The 22084-nt window shown below is 57.4% G+C and carries 17 protein-coding genes and 1 riboswitch; of the genes, 13 read left to right on the top strand and 4 right to left on the bottom strand.

All coding sequences use genetic code 11. The features are described from left to right. Nucleotides 1–17: 17 nt before the first annotated feature. Nucleotides 18–1226 carry an acetyl-CoA C-acetyltransferase gene (locus JJO78_RS04190; RefSeq protein WP_269400126.1) on the bottom strand — a complete coding sequence of 403 codons (1209 nt, stop codon included), beginning with the start codon at nucleotides 1224–1226 and terminating at the stop codon, nucleotides 18–20. A gap of 188 nt (nucleotides 1227–1414) precedes the next feature. Here JJO78_RS04190 and JJO78_RS04185 point away from each other — a divergent pair, with 188 nt between their 5' ends. Continuing rightward, entirely contained in the window at nucleotides 1415–1678 is a 264-nt protein-coding gene (locus JJO78_RS04185) for a late competence development ComFB family protein (protein ID WP_041334642.1), read from the top strand. 61 nt (nucleotides 1679–1739) lie between these two features. Here JJO78_RS04185 and JJO78_RS04180 read toward each other — a convergent pair whose 3' ends face one another. Further along, nucleotides 1740–4205, bottom strand: a complete 2466-nt coding sequence (locus JJO78_RS04180) for a DUF349 domain-containing protein (protein WP_273622862.1) — start codon at nucleotides 4203–4205, stop codon at nucleotides 1740–1742. A gap of 185 nt (nucleotides 4206–4390) precedes the next feature. Between JJO78_RS04180 and JJO78_RS04175 the strand changes: the two genes are divergently transcribed. After that, a complete protein-coding gene (locus JJO78_RS04175; protein WP_269400128.1) occupies nucleotides 4391–4858 on the top strand; it encodes a regulatory protein RecX in 468 nt (155 codons plus the stop codon). On the opposite strand, the gene mltF is transcribed toward JJO78_RS04175, so the two are convergent. Further along, complete coding sequence (mltF, locus tag JJO78_RS04170) at nucleotides 4853–6247, bottom strand: membrane-bound lytic murein transglycosylase MltF (protein ID WP_319830334.1); 1395 nt, start codon at nucleotides 6245–6247, stop codon at nucleotides 4853–4855. The two genes, JJO78_RS04175 and mltF, sit on opposite strands and share 6 nt — an antisense overlap. 536 nt (nucleotides 6248–6783) lie before the next feature. Between mltF and purL the strand changes: the two genes are divergently transcribed. Continuing rightward, the gene (gene purL / locus JJO78_RS04165; RefSeq protein ID WP_075194609.1) at nucleotides 6784–10689 is read left to right on the top strand and encodes a phosphoribosylformylglycinamidine synthase; all 3906 of its coding nucleotides are present in this window, start codon (nucleotides 6784–6786) and stop codon (nucleotides 10687–10689) included. A gap of 467 nt (nucleotides 10690–11156) precedes the next feature. Beyond that, nucleotides 11157–11468 carry a Nif3-like dinuclear metal center hexameric protein gene (locus JJO78_RS04160; RefSeq protein ID WP_036206488.1) on the top strand — a complete coding sequence of 104 codons (312 nt, stop codon included), beginning with the start codon at nucleotides 11157–11159 and terminating at the stop codon, nucleotides 11466–11468. A gap of 20 nt (nucleotides 11469–11488) precedes the next feature. Here JJO78_RS04160 and JJO78_RS04155 read toward each other — a convergent pair whose 3' ends face one another. Further along, entirely contained in the window at nucleotides 11489–12037 is a 549-nt protein-coding gene (locus JJO78_RS04155; protein WP_036206490.1) for an NUDIX hydrolase, read from the bottom strand. Between the two features lie 102 nt (nucleotides 12038–12139). Here JJO78_RS04155 and JJO78_RS04150 point away from each other — a divergent pair, with 102 nt between their 5' ends. The 9 genes from JJO78_RS04150 (at nucleotide 12140) to JJO78_RS04110 (ending at nucleotide 22080) form a co-directional block, all read left to right on the top strand. Further along, on the top strand, nucleotides 12140–12727 hold the full coding sequence (locus tag JJO78_RS04150; protein WP_273622856.1) for an NUDIX hydrolase: 588 nt from the start codon (nucleotides 12140–12142) through the stop codon (nucleotides 12725–12727). A 208-nt stretch (nucleotides 12728–12935) separates the two neighbouring features. Then, nucleotides 12936–13628 (top strand): GntR family transcriptional regulator, encoded by a 693-nt coding sequence (locus JJO78_RS04145; protein WP_036206493.1) that lies wholly within the window; start codon nucleotides 12936–12938, stop codon nucleotides 13626–13628. A gap of 15 nt (nucleotides 13629–13643) precedes the next feature. Then, the gene (locus JJO78_RS04140; RefSeq protein ID WP_007151650.1) at nucleotides 13644–14069 is read left to right on the top strand and encodes a cobalamin B12-binding domain-containing protein; all 426 of its coding nucleotides are present in this window, start codon (nucleotides 13644–13646) and stop codon (nucleotides 14067–14069) included. Nucleotides 14070–14129: 60 nt separating this feature from the next. After that, a complete protein-coding gene (locus JJO78_RS04135) occupies nucleotides 14130–15551 on the top strand; it encodes a phenylacetate--CoA ligase family protein (RefSeq protein WP_036206496.1) in 1422 nt (473 codons plus the stop codon). Further along, the gene (meaB, locus tag JJO78_RS04130; protein WP_083637141.1) at nucleotides 15552–16532 is read left to right on the top strand and encodes a methylmalonyl Co-A mutase-associated GTPase MeaB; all 981 of its coding nucleotides are present in this window, start codon (nucleotides 15552–15554) and stop codon (nucleotides 16530–16532) included. Continuing rightward, the gene (locus tag JJO78_RS04125; protein WP_273622851.1) at nucleotides 16519–18216 is read left to right on the top strand and encodes a methylmalonyl-CoA mutase family protein; all 1698 of its coding nucleotides are present in this window, start codon (nucleotides 16519–16521) and stop codon (nucleotides 18214–18216) included. Before meaB ends, JJO78_RS04125 begins: the two co-directional genes overlap by 14 nt. A 42-nt stretch (nucleotides 18217–18258) precedes the next feature. Further along, nucleotides 18259–18816, top strand: coding sequence for a cob(I)yrinic acid a,c-diamide adenosyltransferase (locus tag JJO78_RS04120; RefSeq protein WP_127400905.1), 558 nt, complete (start codon nucleotides 18259–18261; stop codon nucleotides 18814–18816). A 28-nt stretch (nucleotides 18817–18844) separates the two neighbouring features. Further along, nucleotides 18845–19864, top strand: coding sequence for a threonine-phosphate decarboxylase CobD (cobD, locus tag JJO78_RS04115; RefSeq protein ID WP_127400907.1), 1020 nt, complete (start codon nucleotides 18845–18847; stop codon nucleotides 19862–19864). A gap of 47 nt (nucleotides 19865–19911) precedes the next feature. Further along, nucleotides 19912–20113, top strand: a riboswitch (cobalamin riboswitch). A gap of 245 nt (nucleotides 20114–20358) precedes the next feature. Further along, nucleotides 20359–22080: a TonB-dependent receptor plug domain-containing protein gene (locus tag JJO78_RS04110; protein WP_226909885.1), complete on the top strand. Its 1722-nt coding sequence runs from the start codon at nucleotides 20359–20361 to the stop codon at nucleotides 22078–22080. The last annotated feature ends 4 nt before the right edge of the window (nucleotides 22081–22084 follow it).

Genomic DNA, 22084 nt, shown 5'->3' with positions numbered 1-22084 from the left:
CAGAATCAGTCGTCGGCTCAGACGCGCTCAATGATGGTGGCAATACCCATTCCGCCACCCACACACAGGGTGGCCAGGCCGTAGCGCAGTTCTCTCCGCTCCAGTTCGTCGAGCAGGGTGCCCAGGATCATAGCGCCAGTGGCCCCCAGTGGGTGGCCCATGGCGATAGCACCGCCGTTCACGTTCACTTTTTCGTCCGGAACCGACAACTCCCTCTGGAAGCGCATCACCACGGAGGCAAACGCTTCGTTTACTTCGAACAAGTCGATCTGGTCGACTGTCATGCCGGCTTTTTCCAGCGCCTTGCGAGCCGCCGGGGCAGGGCCGGTCAGCATGATAGTGGGGTCGGTGCTGGTGACCGCTGTGGCCAGGATACGTGCTCGGGGTTTGAGCCCCATGGCCTTGCCCTTGGCTTCGCTGCCAATAAGGAGCGCCGTGGCGCCATCCACAATACCGGAGGAGTTGCCGGCATGATGTACGTGATTGATTTTCTCCACGTAGTGGTATTTTTCCCGGGCGACGCCGTCGAAGCCCATTTCACCCATCATCTGGAACGAGGGCTTGAGGCTGGACAGGGATTCCACCGTGGTGTTGCCGCGTACATGTTCGTCACGATCCAGGATCATCACGCCATTCTGGTCGGTAACCGGAACGATGGACTTTGAAAAATAGCCTTTTTCCCAGGCGTTGGCGGCCTTTTGTTGTGACTTCACCGCAAACCCGTCTACATCCTCCCGGCTAAAGCCTTCCAGTGTCGCAATCAGGTCCGCGCCGATGCCCTGTGGCATAAAGCCAGTGTGCAGGTTGGTGGCCGGGTCCGTGGCCCAGGCACCGCCATCGGAACCCATGGGGACACGGGACATGCCTTCAACACCGCCGGCAACCACCAGGTCTTCCCACCCGGAACGAACCTTCATCGCCGCCAGGTTGACGGCCTCAAGGCCGGATGCACAGAAGCGGTTCAGGGTGACACCGGCTACAACTTCGTCCCAGTCCGCGGCCAGGGCGGCGGTTTTGGCAATATCCGCACCCTGGTCGCCAACCGCCGTCACGCAGCCCATAACGATGTCGTCCACCTGGGCGGTGTCCAGGCTGTTTCTCTCCTGTAGCGCCTTGAGAACGGTGGTCAGCAGGGTAATGGGTTTAACGCTGTGCAGGGCACCGTCTTTCTTGCCGCGCCCCCGGGGCGTACGAACCGCATCGAAGATATAGGCTTCGGTGGTCATTTCCTGTCCTCTGTTGGTCGTTGACTCAGTAATAGCATCGCGAAGGGTAACCATAGCGGGTCCTGACGGGTAAGCGTAATGACGAGCACTGCCAATCGAATTGGCGAAACTGCTCAATCCGGTCATGACAATTTCAGGGTAGGGTTCTATGGTGTAGACAGGTACCCATCACAAGCAGGAGCAAGGCGATGTCCCTGAGAGATGCCATCGATAACTTTTACGAGCCGCTGGTTGCGGAAGCCATTGATGAAACAAGAGGGGATGGTGACAGCCAGGACTACCTGACCGACGTGATGTGTGTGGCGCTGAATCGGCTACCAGCCAAATATTACCGCCACAGCATCGATATGATGTTCTACCTCGCCGACGGCGAACTCGAAACCATGAAAAAACAGGCCCTGACCGCCGTTCGGGAGGCCAGGGAGTTTGTGAAGAGCCATCAGCGCGAATAAAAGAGCCATCAGCGCGAATAACAGAGCCATCAGCGGGAATGAAAAGCCATCAGCGCGATGGTTAGCTCTCCCGCAGTACAGCCTCCAACGCCTTGCCAAGCCGTTCAGCCAGGGGCTCACTGACAACATCCACTGGTTGAGCCACACACCAGTTGGCAACCAGCATTTCCAGTTGCCTTGATTTGTCGCTGTCCGAAGAAGCGTTGCCCATGCCTTCGGCAAGTCGTTGTACCTGAATTTCCATGCGACGGCCCTGGTCTTCCGCCGGTGACGGCACTTCCGCCAGTATCTCCGCCCGAATCACCAGTTCTACCGGGTCTGGCTGGCCCACATCGGCAGCCAGACCGGCCCAATGCTGTGGCAGTGCCTCGCTGTCCAGGGTGCTTGAACTCCGGGCGTTGATCCAAGTTTTCCAGGTATCTATCTGATCCTGCAGCTGGCGGGTCGAAACCAGCCCTGAAAGGCGACTGCGTTCCTGGCTGACTCGCTCTTTGCTGCCCGCAGACAATGGCTCGTTTCTGAGCGAGTCAAGTTCAGCCAGTGTCGCTTTGAGTACATCAAGGCTGCTATCGGAGCCTGCCGATTGGCAGGCTTCAAGCACCGGCCCCGCTTTTTCATCCGCCTCACGGGAAAGCTGTTCCTGCTCATTCTTGCGGGCATCCCTTCGCGCGAAGATCTGGTCGCAGGCTTTGCGGAACGCTTGCCACAGTTTTCGGTCTTCGCGGTGTCGGGTAATGCCAATGCTCGTCCACTCTGTTTGCAGGGCTTTCGCCTGGCTCATGGCATCGCCCAGGGGCTCGTGTTCAATCAGGGCTTCCGCTCGCTCAACAATGCCCTGTTTAAGAGCTTCGTTCTTCTTACGCTCGGTATCCAGCGGCGCCTCGAGCTGTTTCAGCAGGTCGTCGAACCGTTTCTGAACCGGGCGATTGTCGCGAAATTCCACGGGCCAGGCCGCTTTCCACTCTTCACGTGCGGTCTGGTGTATGCGTTCGGCCGCTTTCCAGTCAATGTTATTCCAGTCGGCGTTGTCGAGGAATGTGCCCAGCTGATCGCAAATCGTCTTGCGGGTTTCCAGGTTTGCCTGTTTCAGCCCGGACTTGGCAGAGAAATAGGCCTTGCAGGGCTCATACGCCTGATCCGAGGCCTGCTTGAACCGTGACCACAAGTCGCGATCGGAAGAACCTCCCAAACCCCGCCACTCATTCTGCAGTTCCTTGATTCGCTCAGCCTTGGCTTCCGGTTCCATGGGCTGGTTTGCCAGGTATTCCATCTGTTCGCAGAGCGACTCCTGTTTCGGGCGCGTTGCAAAGCCCTGCCAGTCTGTCAGTTCGCGAAGCTGGCCTCCGAGCAGGTGCATTCGTGGTTGCAGTGATTTGCCGTGGCGATGATCAAGGCCTTTTGCGAGTTGTTGTGCGGCCTTGAAGTGCTGGCGGGACTCCTTCAACTGCTTGGATTCGAGAGCTTCCTCCAACTTATCCAACACCTGCCGAAGCGAATCAGCCAAGGCCTTCTGTTCTTCCGAGTCTGGCTTGTTGGTTTTTGCAGGGCGGGGTTTTCCCGCAAGGCGATTCAGAGCGTCCAGCAAGGTGGGGCGCCTGAAATCGCGGGGCCAGTCGACGGTTTCCAGTATCACCCTGGCTTGGTCGGTCTGCTTGCTATCATCGGTGTCACTGCTGTCGGTGGCCTGCAGTGCCATGATCTCGTCGCGGTGCTGGCCGAGGCGCTTGACTGCGGATATATAACTCCGCAGCGACTGCATCAGGTTCTCGTAGGTTTTCTGTTCCTGTTTCTCCACCTGGGTGTCCCGGGTGGCTTCCAGCCAGCGGTTCTCCTGGGTTTTCTGCAAGGCATCCAGGGAGGCCAGGGAGGGTTCCAGGTCCGGATCCTGATGTTTCAGTTCGTCAAGGGTGTCTTCCAGCAAGGACAACGTTTCCGCCCGTTGGCTCTTTTGCTCTTGCTGATGCCTCAGCTGATCCTTTTCGGCCTGCATCTCGCGCAGCCGTTCGCGGCACTGGTGAACAGCCTGCAGGAACTCCGTGGTTTGTTCCTGTGAGGCCTGAGCCTCCACATCAGCCCACTTTTGGAGGAGTGCGTCCAGACGCGCCTCAAACAACTTCGTGTCGTCGCTGCGGGCCTGCTCAACCGCATGACGCACGATGGTTTGAATGGTTTCGGCCAGTTTTCGTTGTCGATCTTCGTCGTCGCGAATACGTTGCAGCTTCTGGCGAACGATTTGATAGACCCCTTTGTCCTTGCCTTTGGCAAGCTTCTGGACGCGCTGCAGGGTGGCTTTTTCTGTCAGTGCTTCCGCCGCCTCGCTGCGTATACCTGCTGTTAGGCCGCCAATGGCCAGTTCCTCGAGTTCGCCTTCGGACGGGTTGGCTTTCAGTGCTTCTGCCTGCAGCTCTCGTTGGTCATCCTGCCTGCTTGTCTTGTCGGCCTCTTCCTTCGTAGCTTCCTTGCGAGGGGTAACGGCAGTCGCGGTTGCTTTGCGATTTCCAAACAGTTTCTGGATGAATGCGGCCATGGGGTTATCCTTTGATATTGAAACCAGTTCCCGGTGCCGGCAAAGTAAGCAGGCACCAGCCATCGGCGTTGTCCGGAGTTCCGGGTGCCGGGTACGTCAGCTGATCGATCCATGGAATTGAACGGTCAGCTGTATTAGGTGGGGGCTAGTCTAGCGTTTTGTCGGCATTTGCGGGAAGAGTCTGAATGGGAAAAGCATCAAATCCGGAAGATCAGGACCACAAGGCGCGTTCCGCCGCGTTGCGACTGCTCGCCAGACGGGAGCACAGCCGTTTGGAACTCGCGCTTAAGCTCAAGCAGAGGAAGATCGAATCGGATGTTATTGAGCAGGTTCTGGACGACTATGAAACCGAAGGTTGGTTGAGTGATGAGCGATTCGCGGAGGTCTATGCCCGGCAGCGGATGGATCTGGGCTACGGGCCGCTGAGAATCCAGGCTGAACTCCAGCAAAGGGGTGTCCAGGAGACGCCGTCCTGCGTCCGGGAAATGAACGACACGGACTGGACCGACCGGGCGACGCTGCTTCGGGAGAAGCGGTTCGGGCTCAGCGATATCCGCGATGACTGGGATGAAAAAGCTCGCCAGGCCCGCTTTCTTGCCCGTCGGGGGTTTTCCTCCGAGCACGTGGAAAACGCGCTTGAGCAACGGCTATAGCGTTGGTGGGACGAAACCGAATTCCTCTGGCAGCGACGCCCTGATGTCGCTGTTGTTTTCCTTGCCATCGACGGGGCCGACAATCTTTTCCATACCCTCCAGCTCTTTGAACCAGGGCTTTTCCTCAGTTTCCGCTACCTTTGTTGGCTCCGTCAGCCAGGCCAGGAAATCGTAGTAGCGGCGTATGTTCTGAACGTAAATCACCGGTTCATGCCCCCTGGCGTAGCCAAACCGCGTTTTGGAATACCATTCCTTCTGGGCAAGCAGAGGCAGGAATTCCTTGACGTCCATCCAGCGGTCAGGGTTTCTGCCGGCCCCCTCAGTCAGCCTGCGGGCATCCTCCACGTGCCCCCAGCCAACGTTATAGGAGGCGAGGGCAAACCAGGTACGGTCCGGTTCGGGAATGCGATCGGGGACCCGGCTATGCACGATGGTGAAATACTTTGCGCCACCCTGGATGCTTTCCTCGGCATCGAGACGATTATTGATGCCGATATGGCTGGCTGTGTTCCGCGTTAACATCATCAGGCCGCGAACACCGGTCGGAGAGACTGCATTAGGGCGCCAGTGGGACTCCTGGTAGCCCATGGCGGCCAGCAGTCGCCAGTCCAGTTCGTAGGTCTTGGCGTAATCGCGAAACAGGCTTTCGTACTTGGGCAGGCGGTTTTCCACGTGATGAACAAAGGTCCGCGCGCCAACATAGTCCAGGCGGTCGAGATGACCGTAGAATCGCTCGGAAATATGCGCCAGTGTGCCGTCGTCCCGCAGCTCCTGAATAAACTGTTCGGCGGCATTGGCCAGACTCTGGTCCTGCTCGCTGGGAAAGAGCCACAGTAATGGTTCGGGCTCTCCGAGGCTGAACGCGCTCTTGACCTTCGGGAAGAACACATGGTTCAGCTCGAGTTCGTTGGAGGATACGATGGCCAGCGGGAACTCGCCGGACTCCACGCGTGAGAGGATGCCAGCCGCGTCCAGGCCGGCGTGCATGGTCCACTGCAGGCCGCTGTTGTTGGCGCTGAACTGTTCCAATTGGTGTTCGTGATTGCTGTCCGCCACCAGATGGATAGTCTGCCCCTCAAGATCCTCCAGGGATTCCGGGCGGTCAACTTCGCGGTTATAGACCACAACGGATTCGGCTTCGATGCCGTTGGCAACCTTCTGGTAGCGCTGCTGAAAATCGGGGCGCGAGGACAGCCCTGCCAGACCGATGTGAGCGTAGTCCTGATCGAGTATCGACAGCACGCTGGTGTTGTCCTTCGCAACGCGAACCTTGAGCTCAACGCCCAGGTCCTCTGCGAACAGGCGCGCCAGTTCGTAGTCATAACCAGTGGGGCCATCACGGCCTTCAAAATAAACCGATGGCGCATTCCGGGTGATAACGTGGAGCACACCCTCGGAACGGATCTCCTGAAGAGTGCTTGGCCTTGAGCATCCTGCAACTGTCAGGATTATTGACAGTAGGCAGGTGTATTTCGCGATGGCCGTGTACGGCTGACGACGGTTCTTAGGCAAATTCCTGAACTCCCTTGATGCAGGACGCTGAGTGTTACGGTGTTTCCCCTGATGTCCGATCACTCCCTGCTACCTCGCTCGCACTTCTTGCGTTACTAAAAAAGCAGCAAGTGGCATGCCAGCACAGTTTTGGGGAGTTTAACCGATGTTCACTCAATACGGAGCCTCCCTGGCTCATCTGTAATGATCCCCGGTCATACTGGGGTGGTCAATGAATCTGCTCGGTTAATGTGCAAAACAATGTAAATTATAGCGGCCGGTTTATAACCTTTTGACGCTGTATCCCGGTGCGTGTTTCAAGTATCATTGCGGCCTTTCAGATGGCCGGCCTTTTCCTGTTTGCCTTGTACTCCGTCGATACGGAACACAGGATGCTGCACCGGCTCCCAGTCTCGCGCGTACAGGTTTTGATCATGCTTGAACTTCGCGGCGCTCCCGCGCTCTCGCCCTTTCGTTCCCGCAAGCTGCATACTCGCCTCCAGGACATCGTGCCTGCGGTGGAACATGTGTATGCCGAGTTCATGCACTTCACGGATCTTGAGTTCCCGCTGTCCGAATCCGATCAGGCGGTACTTGATCGCCTGCTGACATACGGTCCCAGTGTTTCCGCCGAAGAGCCTGATGGCGTACTTTTCCTGGTGGTTCCGCGCCCAGGCACCCTTTCACCCTGGTCAAGTAAAGCGACGGACATCGCCCGCAACTGTGGCCTGCGGCAGATTCGGCGGATTGAGCGGGGTATCGCCTATTACGTGAAAGCCAATCGCAAGCTGAGCCTCGAGCAGCGGGAGAAGATTGCGGCGTTGCTTCACGACCGCATGACCCAGAAAGTCTTCCACGAGATGGGCGGTGCGGAATTGTTGTTCCATACCGACGAGCCGCGCACCCTTAACCGTGTTCCGGTGCTTTCTGGTGGGCGTCAGGCACTGGTAGATGCCAATCGCTCACTGGGCCTGGCGCTGGCGGAAGACGAGATCGATTACCTGGTGAAGTCCTTCTCGGACCTGGAACGTGATCCCACCGATGTTGAGTTGATGATGTTTGCGCAGGCCAACTCAGAACATTGCCGCCACAAAATTTTCAACGCCTCCTGGGATATCGACGGCGAAGGGCAGGAAAAATCCCTGTTTGCGATGATTCGCAATACCTTTGAGATGAACAGCGAGGGCGTGCTTTCCGCTTATAAGGACAACGCGTCGGTCATCGCCGGCAGCCGTGGGGGGCGTTTCTTCCCGGAGCCCGAAACCGGTGTGTATCGCTATCATGAGGAAGATATCCATATCCTGATGAAAGTGGAAACCCACAACCATCCGACCGCGATAGCGCCGGCGGCTGGCGCTGCAACCGGTTCTGGTGGTGAGATCCGTGATGAAGGGGCAACCGGGCGTGGTTCCAAGCCGAAGGCGGGCCTCAGCGGGTTCACGGTATCCAACCTTAACATCCCGAATGACCCGCAGCCCTGGGAGCTTGGTTACGGGAAGCCGGAACGAATTGCCTCGCCTCTGGATATCATGATTGAAGGTCCCATTGGCGGTGCTGCCTTCAACAATGAGTTCGGCCGTCCCAATCTCGCCGGGTATTTCCGGACCTTTGAGGAAGTGGCGCCCGGTGCTGGTGGCGAAGAGGTACGCGGTTATCACAAGCCCATCATGATCGCTGGCGGCCTGGGTAATATCCGGGCGAACCATGTGGAGAAAGGCAATATTCCTGTGGGGGCCAAGTTGATCGTCCTCGGCGGCCCGTCCATGTTGATTGGTCTGGGCGGCGGCGCTGCATCGTCCATGGATTCCGGATCCAGCAACGAGAACCTGGACTTTGCGTCGGTCCAGCGGGATAACCCGGAAATGGAACGTCGCTGCCAGGAAGTGATTGATCGTTGCTGGCAAATGGGCGACGACAACCCCATATGCTTTATTCATGACGTGGGAGCTGGCGGCCTGTCCAACGCCATGCCGGAACTGGTCAAGGACGGTGGTCGCGGTGGCCGTTTCGAACTGCGTGACATTCCCAGCGACGAGCCGGGCATGTCGCCCCTGGAGATCTGGTGTAACGAATCCCAGGAACGTTACGTGATGGCGGTGGCGCCGGAGAACCTTGAACAGTTTGATGCCCTGTGCCGCCGTGAGCGTTGCCCCTATGCGGTGATCGGCGAAGCCACCGAGGCCCACCATCTGGAACTCGGGGATTCGTATTTCGACGACCGCCCGGTTGATCTGCCGATGGACGTTCTGTTCGGCAAGCCGCCCCGCATGCATCGCAGTGTTTCGCGTTCCTCATTCACTAAGCCCATATTTGATTCCACAAAAATTGATCTGAACGATGCGGTAAGCCGTGTTCTGAGGCTGCCGTCGGTGGGCTCAAAGAGTTTTCTGATCACCATTGGTGACCGGACCATCACGGGGCTTGTCGCGCGTGACCAGATGGCGGGCCCCTGGCAGGTGCCTGTCAGTGATGTGGCGGTTACCTCGTCGTCTTTTGATGTGAAAACAGGCGAAGCCATGGCCATGGGTGAGCGCACACCGGTTGCGGTTATCGATGCGCCTGCATCCGGGCGCATGGCAGTGGGCGAAGTGATTACCAACCTGGCGGCCGCCCCTGTCGCCAAATTGTCGGATATTCGGCTGTCCGCCAACTGGATGGCCGCGGCAGGGCACCCGGGTGAGGATGAAAACCTCTATGAAACCGTTCGTGCGGTTGGTATGGAGCTTTGTCCTGCACTGGGTATCACCATTCCGGTGGGCAAGGATTCCATGTCCATGAAGACGGTCTGGGAAGAGGATGGCGGCGAGCAAAAAAGTGTTACGGCCCCGTTGTCGCTGATCATCAGCGGTTTCGCACCGGTGACGGATGTGGACAGAACATTGACCCCTCAGCTGGCGACAGATGCGGGCGATACAGATCTGATTCTGGTTGATCTTGCGGCGGGACAGAACCGCCTCGGTGGTTCGGCACTGGCGCAGGTCTACCGGCAGGTGGGTGCGGTAGCACCGGATCTGGACGACCCGGAAGACATCAAGGCGTTTTTCGCGGTTATCCAGGGCCTGAACGCAGACAGCAAGCTGCTGGCGTATCATGACCGTTCGGATGGTGGCCTGTTCGTCACCCTGGCTGAGATGAGCTTTGCCGGGCACACCGGTATCGACATCAAACTCGATGGTCTTGCGGAGGATGCGTCCCAGTTCGCTCGTGAGCTCTTCAATGAGGAACTTGGCGCCGTGATCCAGGTTCGTCGGGAGGATACCGGGTTTGTACTACAGCAGTTTTCGGCAGCGGGTCTTGGTGACCACACCTCAGTGATCGGTACCGTCAACCAGGACGACCACATCCGCTATACCTTTGAGGGACAGTCGGTCATATCACGACCGCGGGCGGACCTGCAGCGTCTTTGGGCGGAAACCAGCTATCGCGTGCAGTCGCTCCGTGACAACGCCGATTGCGCTCAGGAGGAGTTCGACAACCTGCTGGACAGCAGTGACCCGGGGCTTCACGCGGAACTGACGTTCGACCTCAACGACGATGTTTCCGCGCCATACATCAACACAGGGGCCAGTCCTCGGGTGGCGGTGCTGCGGGAGCAGGGTGTTAATGGACAGGTTGAAATGGCCGCCGCCTTTGACCGTGCCGGGTTCGAGTCCGTGGATGTTCACATGAGTGACCTGCTCTCCGGCCGGGTTTCCCTGGAAGGGTTTAACAGCATGGTTGCCTGTGGTGGCTTCTCTTATGGGGATGTTCTGGGTGCAGGTGAGGGCTGGGCCAAGTCCATCCTGTTCAATGATCGGGTTCGTGATCAGTTTGCCGCATTCTTCAACCGTCAGGACACCTTGGCACTTGGCGTTTGTAACGGTTGTCAGATGCTGTCCAACCTGCACGAACTGATTCCCGGCAGCGAAGGCTGGCCGCGTTTCGTACGTAACCAGTCGGAGCAGTTCGAAGCCCGGTTGGTGATGGCGGAGGTGCCCGCTTCTCCGTCGGCGTTCATGGAAGGCATGGCCGGCTCCAGGATGCCGATAGCGGTTGCCCATGGTGAGGGCAGGGTTGAGTTCCCGGCTGGAACGTCTGCAGACCAATTGAGTGATAGCGAGCTGATCGCGCTGCGCTACGTGGATAACCGCGGCGAGGTCACCACACGTTACCCATGGAACCCTAACGGATCTGAGGCGGGCATAACCGGTGTGACCACAAGGGATGGACGGGTCACCATCTTGATGCCCCATCCCGAACGGGTATTCAGAACCTCCCAGCTTTCGTGGCACCCTGCCGATTGGGGTGAAGACGCGCCATGGATCCGAATGTTCCGTAATGCGAGGCGTTGGTTCAGCTAAAGCCATAGCCTGAGCTAAAAAAGCCGGCCCCGGACGCACCATAAAGGTGACTCATCCAGGGCCGGCTTTTTTGTTTCTGGCGACGGGAGTTTTCAAGAATTTTCAAGGGAAATTTTTGTTTATAAGTGCGAAAATCCCCTTGACTCAAACGGTTTATGCACATTCCTGGTGCCATGCTGTGTGCAATGTGCACAAAGCACTGGGTTTAGGTTCATTTTTTGTTCGACAACTATAACTATATGAAATATAAGAACTTAATTAAGTAGGTGAATTTGTCGCCAATTTAACAAAAGTGCAGTAATTCCGGGGGATGGGGGCATGTTCCCCAAAACTTTCCCCAGAGTTATCCACAGATTCTGTGGGTAAGTAGCTAAATGCTTAATCTGTACAAAAATTATCCGTTGGAAGAGTGTCGGAATGGCCCGATTCTGTTCTGACACAACGGTGTTCAAGGGAGGATCTGACGAATGTACAAGATGTGTTATTTCGTGCCTGAGAGTCATCTTGAAACGACCAAAAGCGCCCTTTTTGAAGTGGGTGCCGGGCGTATTGGAGATTACGATTGCTGTGCCTGGCAATGTAAAGGTCAGGGGCAGTTTCGTCCGCTGGATGGCAGCCAGCCTTTTTTGGGCCAGGCAGGGGAAATTGAGCGTGTGGACGAATTCCGCGTTGAGCTGGTGTGCAAGGACGACCTTATTCAGGCGGCACTTCGAGCGTTGAAACAGGCGCATCCCTATGAAGAGCCCGCCTACGAGGTGTTTCGTATGGAAGCGCTGTAGCGGCGGCCAGGCGTGGATATTTAGGCACGAGGCCCCATCCGGTACCGAATGTCGTCCACATGCACTGGGAAGTGCTCATTGCGAACGTCTTCCACATAGAGCTCAAGGGTGCGACGGACAGTGGGGAACGACAGCTCATCCCAGGGAATGTCTTCCAGCGCAAACAGCTGGGTTTCCAGCGACTCTTCGCCGGCCCCGAAGTCTTCGCTGGTGAGGGTGGCGCGATAGAACATGTGTACCTGATCAATGTGTGGCACATGAATGATGGTGTAGAGATTGTCCACCGTCACTTCTGCAAGCGCCTCTTCCCGGGTTTCCCTGGTGGCCGCTTCGAGGGTGGTTTCCGAGTTTTCCATAAACCCTGCAGGCAGCGTCCAGTAACCATAGCGGGGCTCGATAGCGCGGCGGCATAGCAGAACCCGCCCTTTCCAGACGGGAACCGTACCGGCGACGATGCGGGGATTCTGGTAATGTATGGTTTCACAACTGATGCACACGTAGCGGTGGCGATTGTCGCCTTGGGGGATGCGCTGTTCGACAGGATGGCCGCATGTGCTGCAGTATTTCATCTGTTTCACCATATACTGGACAAATGTGTGTTGGTAGCAAGTGTAACTATCTGCGCTGCCGGTGTCTCATTCAACAGTCAGAAGTCTTAACGGAGCCGTGTTTTGCGCGATCTTCTCACCAAACGCCTGTCAGGCTATGTACCCCGTTTGTTGACATTGGATTACCCCGAAGCAGCCGTACTCGTCCCGGTCACCAATGACCACGGAAACCCTGAAATCGTGTTTACCCTGAGGTCGGAAAACCTGAGTACCCACCGGGGGCAGGTGTCTTTCCCAGGCGGGCGGCGCGATCCGGAAGACCATTCCCTGGCCGATACCGCGCTGCGCGAGACCCACGAGGAAATCGGGCTGCCACCAGACCAGGTGGAACTGATTGCGCCGCTGAGCCAGGTCATGTCGCTGCATCAGATTCTCGTAACGCCTTACGTAGGGGTGATACCCGGCGATCACCCTCTTCAAGCCAATCCTGCGGAAATCGATAGTATTTTCCGGGTGCCCGTTGAGTTTTTCCTGAACGACAATCGAGAACGCACAGATCCGCTCAACTTCCTCAACAATACCTTCTATGTCCCCTGTTATCGCTGGGAACGCTATCAGATATGGGGCCTGTCTGCGGTCGTTCTGGTGGATTTCCTCAATGCGGTTTACGACGCCGGTATTGATTTGCTGGAGCCGCCGCCGAAACGCTGACCAGCGTCTCCTGACCCCCTCCTTTCGAGTTCTCCTCTTTTTTTCGCGTTTATCAGCGGGCCCATTTCTTGGGCCCGCTGACGTTTTATGTGTCCCTGAATGCTCAAGTGTTAGACAAAGGTCTAATATGCTTGTAAATCGATCAGGTATTACATGGTGAATACTGTATGCAAACGACAAAAAGGAGTTGCGTCGTGGGGTGCGATCAATGAAAAAAATTCAAACCGAAAAAAACCTGCCGGAGTTGATTTATGACTCTGTGGTCAATGCGATCGTTGAAGGTTTGCTTAAGCCGGGTGAGCGGGTCACACAAGAGACGCTGGCCGAGAGACTTGATGTCTCGCGGTTGCCGGTAAGCCAGGCTATGCAGCGTCTGCGTGATGACGGGTTTCTGTCAGCGGTAGGGCGTCGGGGCCTGATGGTGTCGGTGCTTGATGAGAGTTTTGTGGCGCAGCTGTACGAATTCCGGTGTGGGATCGATCTGGTGAGTGCCGGGCTTGCCGCCCAGCGAGTGGATGCCGGGGCGCGAAAGCGAGGTGAGGACATCATTGCCGAAGGTTTCGCGGCAGGGAAAGCACATGATCTCCCCGCTCTGATCGATGCTGACATGCGCTTTCATGGCTTCATCTACGAGCTGGCGGGTAACACTTTCATCCTTGACTCAATGGAGGCGCACTGGAACCACGTAAGGCGCGTCATGAGTGACATTCTCATTGTCGAGAAAAACCAGAAACAGATCTGGGAAGAGCACGAGGCAATACTGAACGCGGTATTGGCCGGTGATGCACGGACTGCTGAAACACTTGCCAGAGAGCATGTGGAAACCGCATCAAAATGGCTTCAGAAAGAGATTCAAGTCTGCCGTGAACCCCTGAAAAGAAGCGGGAGCACGATTAGTTAATCCAAGGAGAACGCGATGCAAAACAATGACAAAAATGCAGCTGTGATTCGGGTAATGTTGGCAAAAATCGGTCTGGATGGTCACGATCGCGGCATTAAAGTGGTCGCTCGTGCTCTGCGTGATGCCGGCATGGATGTGGTCTATACCGGACTGCATCGCACGCCTGAAGAAGTCGTGGACGCTGCCATTCAGGAAGACGTGGACATCCTCGGCATCAGCCTGCTGTCCGGTGCGCACATGCACATTTTCCCCAAGGTACTGGAGCTTCTGAAAGACAAGGAAGCTGAAGACATGATCGTTGCCGGTGGCGGTGTCATCCCCGACGACGATGTCAAAGAACTCTACCAGATGGGCGTCCACAAGATTCTTCTTCAGGACACTCCTCCGCAAGAAATCATCGATTCGTTCCGGCAAATGGTCGCAGATCGAGGTGCCCGATAGTCAGGGCCGTGGCCGCAGATTTCCTCAGACGACAACCAATAACAATATCAGGAGTCTCCGATGGAAGAGTGGAATTTTCCCCCCAGTTATCGCAACGACTATTTTCCGGATACGAACAGTCCCTACTGGTTCCGGGACCGGGAGACGATGGACCCGGAAAAACGCGATGAGTTGATTGTTGCGCGCATCCGCGAGGTGATGGCCTATGCCTACGACCACTCGCCATTTTACCAGCGCAAATGGGATGAGGCCGGTATAAAGGCCAATGACATCCGTACCCTCGCAGACTTCGAGGAAGTGCCCGTCGTCACCAAGCAGGAACTGCGCGATTCCCAGGCGAAAAATCCACCTTTCGGGGATTACCTCTGCTGTCCCGAAAGCGACATCCATCATATTCACGGCACTTCTGGTACCACCGGCCGACCCACCGCTTTTGGCATTTCCAGGCGTGACTGGGAAACCATTGCCAACAACCATGCCCGGATCATGTGGGGGATGGGGTTGCGCCCCGGTGATACGGTATTTGTGGCGGCGATCCTGAGCCTCTACATGGGGTCATGGGGGGCGTTGATCGGGGCTGAAAGACTGGGTTGCAAAGCCTTCCCCTTCGGCGCTGGTGCGCCCGGGATGACTGCGCGAGCGGTAACCTGGCTCGGAATGATGAAGCCAGCCGGGCTGTATTCAACGCCGTCTTACGCGTTAAGGCTGGCGGAAGTGGCCCGCGAGGAAGGGGTAGACCCGAGAGAATTCGGCATCAAGGTGCTGTTCTTCTCCGGTGAACCGGGCGGCTCTATTCCGTCCATCCGCGACAAGATTCAGCAGATCTACGGTGCCAAGGTAGTTGACTGCGGAACGATGGCAGAGTTGACCCCCTGGATGCATGCCTCCGGTAGCGCAGACACCGAGGGCATGCTGCTTTGGCAGGACATTGTCTACACCGAAGTGGCTGATCCCAACACCCATCGCCGGGTGCCATACGGCGATCAGGGAACGCCGATCTACACCCATCTCGAGAGAACGTCCCAGCCGATGATCCGGATGGTTTCCGGCGATCTGACCCATTGGGTGATGGAAGACAATCCCTGTGGTCGCACCTATCCCAGGCTGCCCAAAGGCATCTACGGCCGGATTGACGACATGTTCCAGATCCGCGGTGAAAACGTGTATCCCAGCGCCATTGCGGAAGTTCTGGAAGGCCTGGCTGGTTATGGTGGCGAGCACCGGATCATCATTTCACGGGGTGGCTCTATGGATGAGCTGGCTGTCAAAGCGGAGTTTGATCAGGAGGTCGCAGGCAGGGGCCCGGATGCGATCAGATCTCTCGGTGAGAAAGCAGAGGCTGAACTTAGCCGGGTACTGGGCGTGCGCGCACGGGTCGTCATGGTTGACCCCGAGACCTTTCCTCGCACGGACTTCAAAGCCCAGCGTGTGGTTGACGACCGCGATCTTTACCAGAGCCTCAACCAGAAGCGAGGAGGTTAAATGATTAACCGCATACCCTCGATGAAGCTCGCTGAACGTGTGCGGGAAGGGCATCTTCGCGCCATCGCCAGACTTATTACCCGCGTTGAAAGCGGCGGTGATGCTGAGGTGCGCGAAGCCCTGGCCGAGCTTTACAAAAGCACCGGCAACGCCCATGTGGTGGGCATTACCGGTGTGCCAGGAGCCGGGAAGTCCACCCTTGTCACGCAACTGGTCCATGAGTACCGGGCCAGCGGCCGCAAGGTCGGCGTTGTTGCTATTGACCCGTCCAGCCCGTACTCCGGCGGTGCGATCCTCGGTGACCGTATCCGCATGGGCGACCTGGTGTCCGACCCCGGCGTTTTCATCCGCAGCATGGCCACCCGGGGAACCCTGGGCGGCCTCGCCAGGCCAGCCCTGGATGCGGTTGATCTTCTGGATGCAGGCGGCTTTGACGTGGTCCTGATCGAGACGGTCGGGGTGGGGCAGGACGAGGTCGATATTGTCCGTGCCGCCCACACGACCGTGGTCGTCAACGCGCCCGGGCTGGGCGACGACATCCAGGCCATCAAGGCCGGCGTTCTGGAGATCGCCGATGTCCATGTGGTGAGCAAGGCGGACCGGCCGGACTCCAACAAAACCATTCAGGAACTCAAGGCCATGCTGATGATGAGCCTGGAGCCGGGCGAGGGAATCTGGCGGGTGCCCGTGGTGCCTACCAGTTCCGAAAAGCATACCGGTTTTGACGACCTGATGGCCGCCATTGATCGTCACGCTGAGCACCTGGAAAAAAGCGGCGAAATCACCCAGCGGCGGCACCAGATTGCATTAACCCGGGTGGTAAAGGTTGCTGAAGAGATTGTCCGGGATAATTTTGCACGTGACAGCAGGTCGCAGACCGAAGAGCTGCTCAAGAAGGTTACCCAGCGCGAACTGGACCCCCATGGAGCCGCAGTAACCTTGTTAAAAGCCATGAAGGAGACCATTCATGAAGCGCACTGACCAGTATGACCCCGCTGCACTCAAGAACATGGAAAAAGAGTTCGACCAGTGGGAACAGAACGAGGTGTCGTCCTTTATCAAGCGGGCGCCGGAGAGCAAGACGGAATACACCACCGCCTCGGGAATGCCGACGAAACGTACCTACACGCCACTGGACCTGAAGAATACGCCCTTTGAGGATATTGGTTTTCCTGGGCAATATCCGTTTACGCGGGGGCCATACCCCACCATGTACCGGGGCAGGAACTGGACCATGCGCCAGATTGCCGGCTTTGGTACAGCGAGGGAAACCAATGGTCGCTTCAAGTACCTGATCGCCCAGGGCCAGACCGGTCTGTCCATCGACTTCGATATGCCGACGCTGATGGGTTACGACTCCAGCCATGCCATGAGCCAGGGTGAGGTAGGCCGCGAAGGCGTTGCCATCGACACCCTTGCCGACATGGAGGAGTTGTTCGACGATATTGATCTGACCAAGATCTCGGTATCCATGACCATCAATCCGTCAGCCTGGATTCTCTACGCCATGTACATCGCCCTGGCGCAGAAACGGGGATACGATCTCAATGACCTGTCGGGCACCATCCAGAACGACATTCTCAAGGAATACATTGCCCAGAAAGAGTGGATATTTCCGGTTCGGCCGTCGGTTCGCCTGGTGCGGGACTGCATCCAGTACGGCTCCGAAAACATGAGGCGGTACAACCCTATCAATATCTCCGGGTATCACATTTCTGAAGCCGGTTCGACAGCGGTCCAGGAAGTGGCGTACACCATGGCAACCACCATGGAGTATGTCAGGACCGCCATCGATGCGGGTGTGGATGTGAATGAGTTCGGGCCGCGCCTGTCCTTTTTCTTCGTCAGCCAGGCCGACTTCTTCGAGGAAATTGCCAAGTTCCGCGCAGCCCGGCGGGTCTATGCCAAGATCATGCGCGAAAAATTCAACGCCACCAAACCCGAGGCCAGCCGGCTTCGTTTTCACGCCCAGACTGCCGCGGCCACCCTGACCAAGCCGCAATACACCATCAACCCGATCCGTACCGCGCTTCAGGCACTGTCTGCGGTACTGGGTGGCGCCCAATCCCTGCACACCAACGGCATGGATGAAGCGTTCGCCATTCCAACGGAAGAGGCGATGCGTATTGCCCTGCGAACCCAGCAGATCATCGCCTACGAGACCAACATCACCCAGGTGGTGGACCCATTGGGCGGTTCCTACTATGTCGAGAATCTTACCGATGAGATCGAGAAGGAAGTCTGGAAGATTCTCGACGAAGTGGAAGAGCTCGGTGGCACGCTGCAGTGCATCGACGACGGCTACTTCCAGAGGGGCATCTCCGATTCCGCCTACGATTTCGCGCTGCGCAAGGCCAGCGGTGAGCGTCCGGTTATCGGCGTCAACATGTTCGTGCAGGACGAAGAGGATGTTGAAATCGAAACCCATCCCCACGATCCGGAAACCGAACGCCGGCAGATTGAACGCCTGAATAGGGTCAAGGACAATCGCGACGAGGAGAAAGTTCAAGGCATGCTCAAGCAACTGAAAGAGCAGGCCGAGGACGAATCGGCCAATCTCATGCCCATCACCATCGAACTGGTGAAAGAGGGCGCCTCGATGGGCGATATTGTTGAAACCCTGAAAGGGATATGGGGAACCTATCGCGAAAAACCTGTAATCTGACCGGCTTTGAATACTGACAGAACCGGTTCACGGGAGACATGAATGGTCAGGCTCACCAAGATCTATACGAAAACCGGAGACAAGGGCGATACCGGTCTTGGCGACGGCAGCCGCGTCGCCAAGCATGACCTGCGTGTGGAAGCCTACGGTACGGTGGATGAGGCCAACGCAGTGATTGGTCTCGCGCGGCTGCATGTGGACGACGAACTGGACGTGATACTGGCACGCATCCAGAACGACCTGTTTGATGTCGGGGCGGATCTGTGTACCCCGATCGTGGAGAACCCGAAGTACCCGCCACTGAGGCTCGCCGAGGGCAAGACCGTTGAGCTTGAGCAGGAGATCGACCGGTTCAACGCGGATATTCCGTCGCTTCGCTCCTTTATCCTGCCCGCAGGCAATGCTGCGGCTACGCATCTCCACCATGCCCGCACGGTAACGCGGCGTGCTGAGCGCATCATTGCTCAGCTACAGGAAGAGCAGGACATCAGCCCGTTGGTTCTGGAATACATGAATCGGCTGTCTGATTTGCTGTTCGTCCTTGCCAGACACGCCAACAACCAGGGTAAGGACGATGTGCTTTGGGTGCCGGGAAAATAATGCTGGCCCGAGACCAGGGTATTGAAGCGTGAATTTGTCGCCGCTGGAACATGGTGGCCGGCTACGGGCCGCCGCGAAGACGTGGGGCATCCCTCTGGATCAATGGCTGGACCTGTCCACCGGTATCAATCCGAGTGGGTGGCCGGTTCCGGCGATCCCGGAAGAGGTCTGGCGCCGCCTGCCGGACCCTGACGATGGCCTGGAGCAACTCATCAGGCAATGGGTAGGTGCACCGGATGGCGCCGCATGTATGGCCCTGGCTGGTAGCCAGGCGGCAATCATGCACTTGCCCCGTTTACGAAAGCCGTGCCGGGTAGGTGTGCCCTCTCCGGGGTACCAGGAGCATGGTCATAACTGGGCTGCTGCCGGTCATCGGGTGATCGAGATTGGCAATGATCAGCTAGAGGATGATAATGAAAGCTGGCTGGACGAGCTGGACGTGCTGGTGTGGATCAATCCAAATAATCCCACTGGCCAGGTTGTTGATCCGGACCGGTTGCTGAACTGGCATCAGCGGCTTCAACGTCGTGGTGGGTGGCTGATTGTAGACGAGGCGTTCGTCGATGCCACTCCGGAACTCAGTGTCGGGTATGCGACCGACAGACCCGGTCTTATCGTCATGAGATCCCTGGGTAAGTTTTTCGGCCTGGCGGGCCTGCGGGCCGGAGCTGCGGTGGGAGACCCGGATATTGTTCGCCGATTGAGCGCAGTGATCGGGCCCTGGTCAATCAGTGGCCCTGCGCGATTTATCATGGGCCAGGCGCTGGCGGACACCCAGTGGCAGGCGGCGACGATGGAGCGGCTGCACAGTGAAAGCCAGCGGTTGGCGGACTGCTTGTCGCGGCACGGCTTTGAAGGCGCTACTGGAACGGCGCTTTTTAGATACGTTCGGCATGGCCGGGCGGCGGACATTGCAGGCGAACTCGCACGGCGGGGAATCCTCGTGCGGGGGTTCGAGAATCCTGCTGCACTGCGGTTTGGATTGCCCGGCTCAGAACCGGAATGGACGCGGTTAGAGCAGGCACTGTATTTAAGCCGTCTGTATTGATTTAGCACATAAGGGCTGCTAGTTTGGCGCCCGATTCGATGAACACCGTGTTCAGGTAACGCTTTTTTGCGGTATCCCCGCCGGAAAGCGTAAAACGGGAAGTCGGTTAAAGTCCGACGCTGCCCCCGCAACGGTAAGCGAGCTAAAGGCAATCGAAAAAGCCACTGTGCATCATGCATGGGAAGGTGATTGCCCCGGACCAGTCCAACAGGCTGATCCACTCGCAAGCCCGGAGACCGGCCTGAATGCACACCGGAAGTTGCGGAGGGCGACGGCGGTGGGAGAGTTGCGTCGGTCTCACACCCGTACTTTGACTCGTATCCTGCCTCCCCAATCTCATACTCAAACTCCGCAACACAATAACCATCACGCGGGTGCGCGTGGTTTGCCAGCGAGTGTTGATTATGAGTTGTCCGAAGTCTTTGCCGGTCCTGTTTTCCGGCCTCCCCCTTGTGTTCCTCCCAGTTTCCAGTGCGCTAGCCGACGAAGAGGTAATGGTCTCGGCACTTGACCCCATTGTCGTGACGGCCACGCTTGGTCCGAAGACCCGGGGCGAAAGTGACTCATCGGTCACGGTGATCGATGAAGAGGCGATTGAACGCTTGCAACCTCAAACGTTCGACGAGCTGCTGATGGGCCAACCCGGCATTGATATCACCAGCAACGGCTCGTTCGGTAAGAACACCAGTGTCTACACCCGGGGTACCGGCAGCGAATCCACGGTTTTCCTGGTGGACGGCATTCGTTTGCGCTCGGCCACCAGTGGTAGTGCTGCCTGGCAGTATTTCCCGCCGCAAATGGTGGAAAGGGTAGAAATTGTTCGGGGTTCCCGCAGTAACCTGTACGGAGCCGATGCCGTGGGCGGCGTTATCCAGGCCTTTACCCACAGCGCCGAAAAGGGCCGCGAGGGATGGGTTCAGGCCGGCGGTGGCAACTTCAATACCCAGGAGTATGTGGCCGGGACGGCCGGTACTGAAGGCCGGATGACATACAGCCTGAGCGCAAGCCATCTGGAAACTGACGGCACGGCCATTGTTGAAGGGGGCGAAGACAAGGGCTTTCGTAACACCTCAGCCCTGGCGTCCGTTGCTCACCAGTTCGACTCCGGTGGGGAAGCCGGCGTTGTCCTCATGCGTGCCCAGGGCAATACCGAGTTCGAGGGCGGTGATACAGATTTTGCTATCCAAACCGTTGGTGTTCGTCTGGACGCGCCGATCAGCGACTATTGGCGGAGCCGTATCCTGTTAGCCGAATCCATTGATGAGCAGGATACACGGGACGAATTTGGTGACAGCACCTTCGACACCAAAACCCGCAGTGCCCGTTGGGAGAACCAGATCAGCATCGGCCGCCATGAGTACATCTTGGGCGGTGAACTCTTGATGGATGAGGTAGACAGCACCACCGACTTTGACGAAACCAGCCGCACCAACGCCGCTGTTTTTGGTCAGGCCCTTTTGAATTTTGGTCCGACGGACTTTCAGTTGAGTTTGCGCGCCGACGATAACGAGGCTTTTGGTCGTGAGGAAACCGGTGCGATCGCCATGGGTGTCGATATGGATCGCAACCATAGAGTAAGGGTGAGCTACAGCACATCTTTCCGGGCGCCCACGTTCAATGACCTCTACTTCCCGAACTTCGGCAATGCGGATCTTCAACCGGAAACCGCAGGTAGCGTGGAGCTTGGTATTGGCGGAAATTACGCCCGTTGGTTCTGGGATGCCGCGATCTATCAGACAGACGCTGATGATCTGATTGTATTTGTCTTTAGGGACGGTCGGTTCGCACCATTCAATGTTAACGAAGCACGCATCAGGGGGGTTGAGCTGAGTGCTGGCCTGGAATTGGACGAATGGACCGTGCAGGCTGGGGCCTCGGTAACCGACCCCCGCGACCGTGAGACCGACAATCGAATTCGTCGCCGTAGCGCGAAACAGTTCCGGGTGGATCTGGATCGGGACTTCGGCCGAGTGTCGTTGGGAACCACCGTTAAGGGCCAGGGGTATCGCTACGACGACGCAGAGAATGAAGAGCGCATTGCCGGCTTTGTCACTTGGGACCTGCGGGCAAAGTGGGAAATCGACAGCCATTGGACCACCAATCTGACGGTCGACAACGTGCTGGACAGAGAATACGCCACGGCGCAGCGCTTTGATGGAAGTGCTTACATAGCCGCTGGCCGCACCGCAATGCTGACGATTCGCTACGACCTATGATCAA

The organism is Marinobacter sp. DS40M6 (assembly GCF_028581595.1).
GTDB classification, from domain to species: Bacteria; Pseudomonadota; Gammaproteobacteria; order Pseudomonadales; family Oleiphilaceae; genus Marinobacter; species Marinobacter salarius.
This window is presented reverse-complemented; position numbering and strand designations above follow the sequence as displayed.

Coding starts and splice junctions, on each gene's coding strand:
- JJO78_RS04190 (WP_269400126.1), bottom strand. CDS start 1,226: ATGACCACCGAAGCCTATATCTTCGATGCGGTTCGTACGCCCCGGGGG.
- JJO78_RS04120 (WP_127400905.1), top strand. CDS start 18,259: ATGGTCAGGCTCACCAAGATCTATACGAAAACCGGAGACAAGGGCGAT.
- JJO78_RS04155 (WP_036206490.1), bottom strand. CDS start 12,037: ATGAAATACTGCAGCACATGCGGCCATCCTGTCGAACAGCGCATCCCC.
- JJO78_RS04125 (WP_273622851.1), top strand. CDS start 16,519: ATGAAGCGCACTGACCAGTATGACCCCGCTGCACTCAAGAACATGGAA.
- JJO78_RS04135 (WP_036206496.1), top strand. CDS start 14,130: ATGGAAGAGTGGAATTTTCCCCCCAGTTATCGCAACGACTATTTTCCG.
- JJO78_RS04185 (WP_041334642.1), top strand. CDS start 1,415: ATGTCCCTGAGAGATGCCATCGATAACTTTTACGAGCCGCTGGTTGCG.
- JJO78_RS04110 (WP_226909885.1), top strand. CDS start 20,359: ATGGTCTCGGCACTTGACCCCATTGTCGTGACGGCCACGCTTGGTCCG.
- JJO78_RS04140 (WP_007151650.1), top strand. CDS start 13,644: ATGCAAAACAATGACAAAAATGCAGCTGTGATTCGGGTAATGTTGGCA.
- JJO78_RS04160 (WP_036206488.1), top strand. CDS start 11,157: ATGTACAAGATGTGTTATTTCGTGCCTGAGAGTCATCTTGAAACGACC.
- JJO78_RS04180 (WP_273622862.1), bottom strand. CDS start 4,205: ATGGCCGCATTCATCCAGAAACTGTTTGGAAATCGCAAAGCAACCGCG.
- JJO78_RS04145 (WP_036206493.1), top strand. CDS start 12,936: ATGAAAAAAATTCAAACCGAAAAAAACCTGCCGGAGTTGATTTATGAC.
- purL (WP_075194609.1), top strand. CDS start 6,784: ATGCTTGAACTTCGCGGCGCTCCCGCGCTCTCGCCCTTTCGTTCCCGC.
- meaB (WP_083637141.1), top strand. CDS start 15,552: ATGATTAACCGCATACCCTCGATGAAGCTCGCTGAACGTGTGCGGGAA.
- JJO78_RS04175 (WP_269400128.1), top strand. CDS start 4,391: ATGGGAAAAGCATCAAATCCGGAAGATCAGGACCACAAGGCGCGTTCC.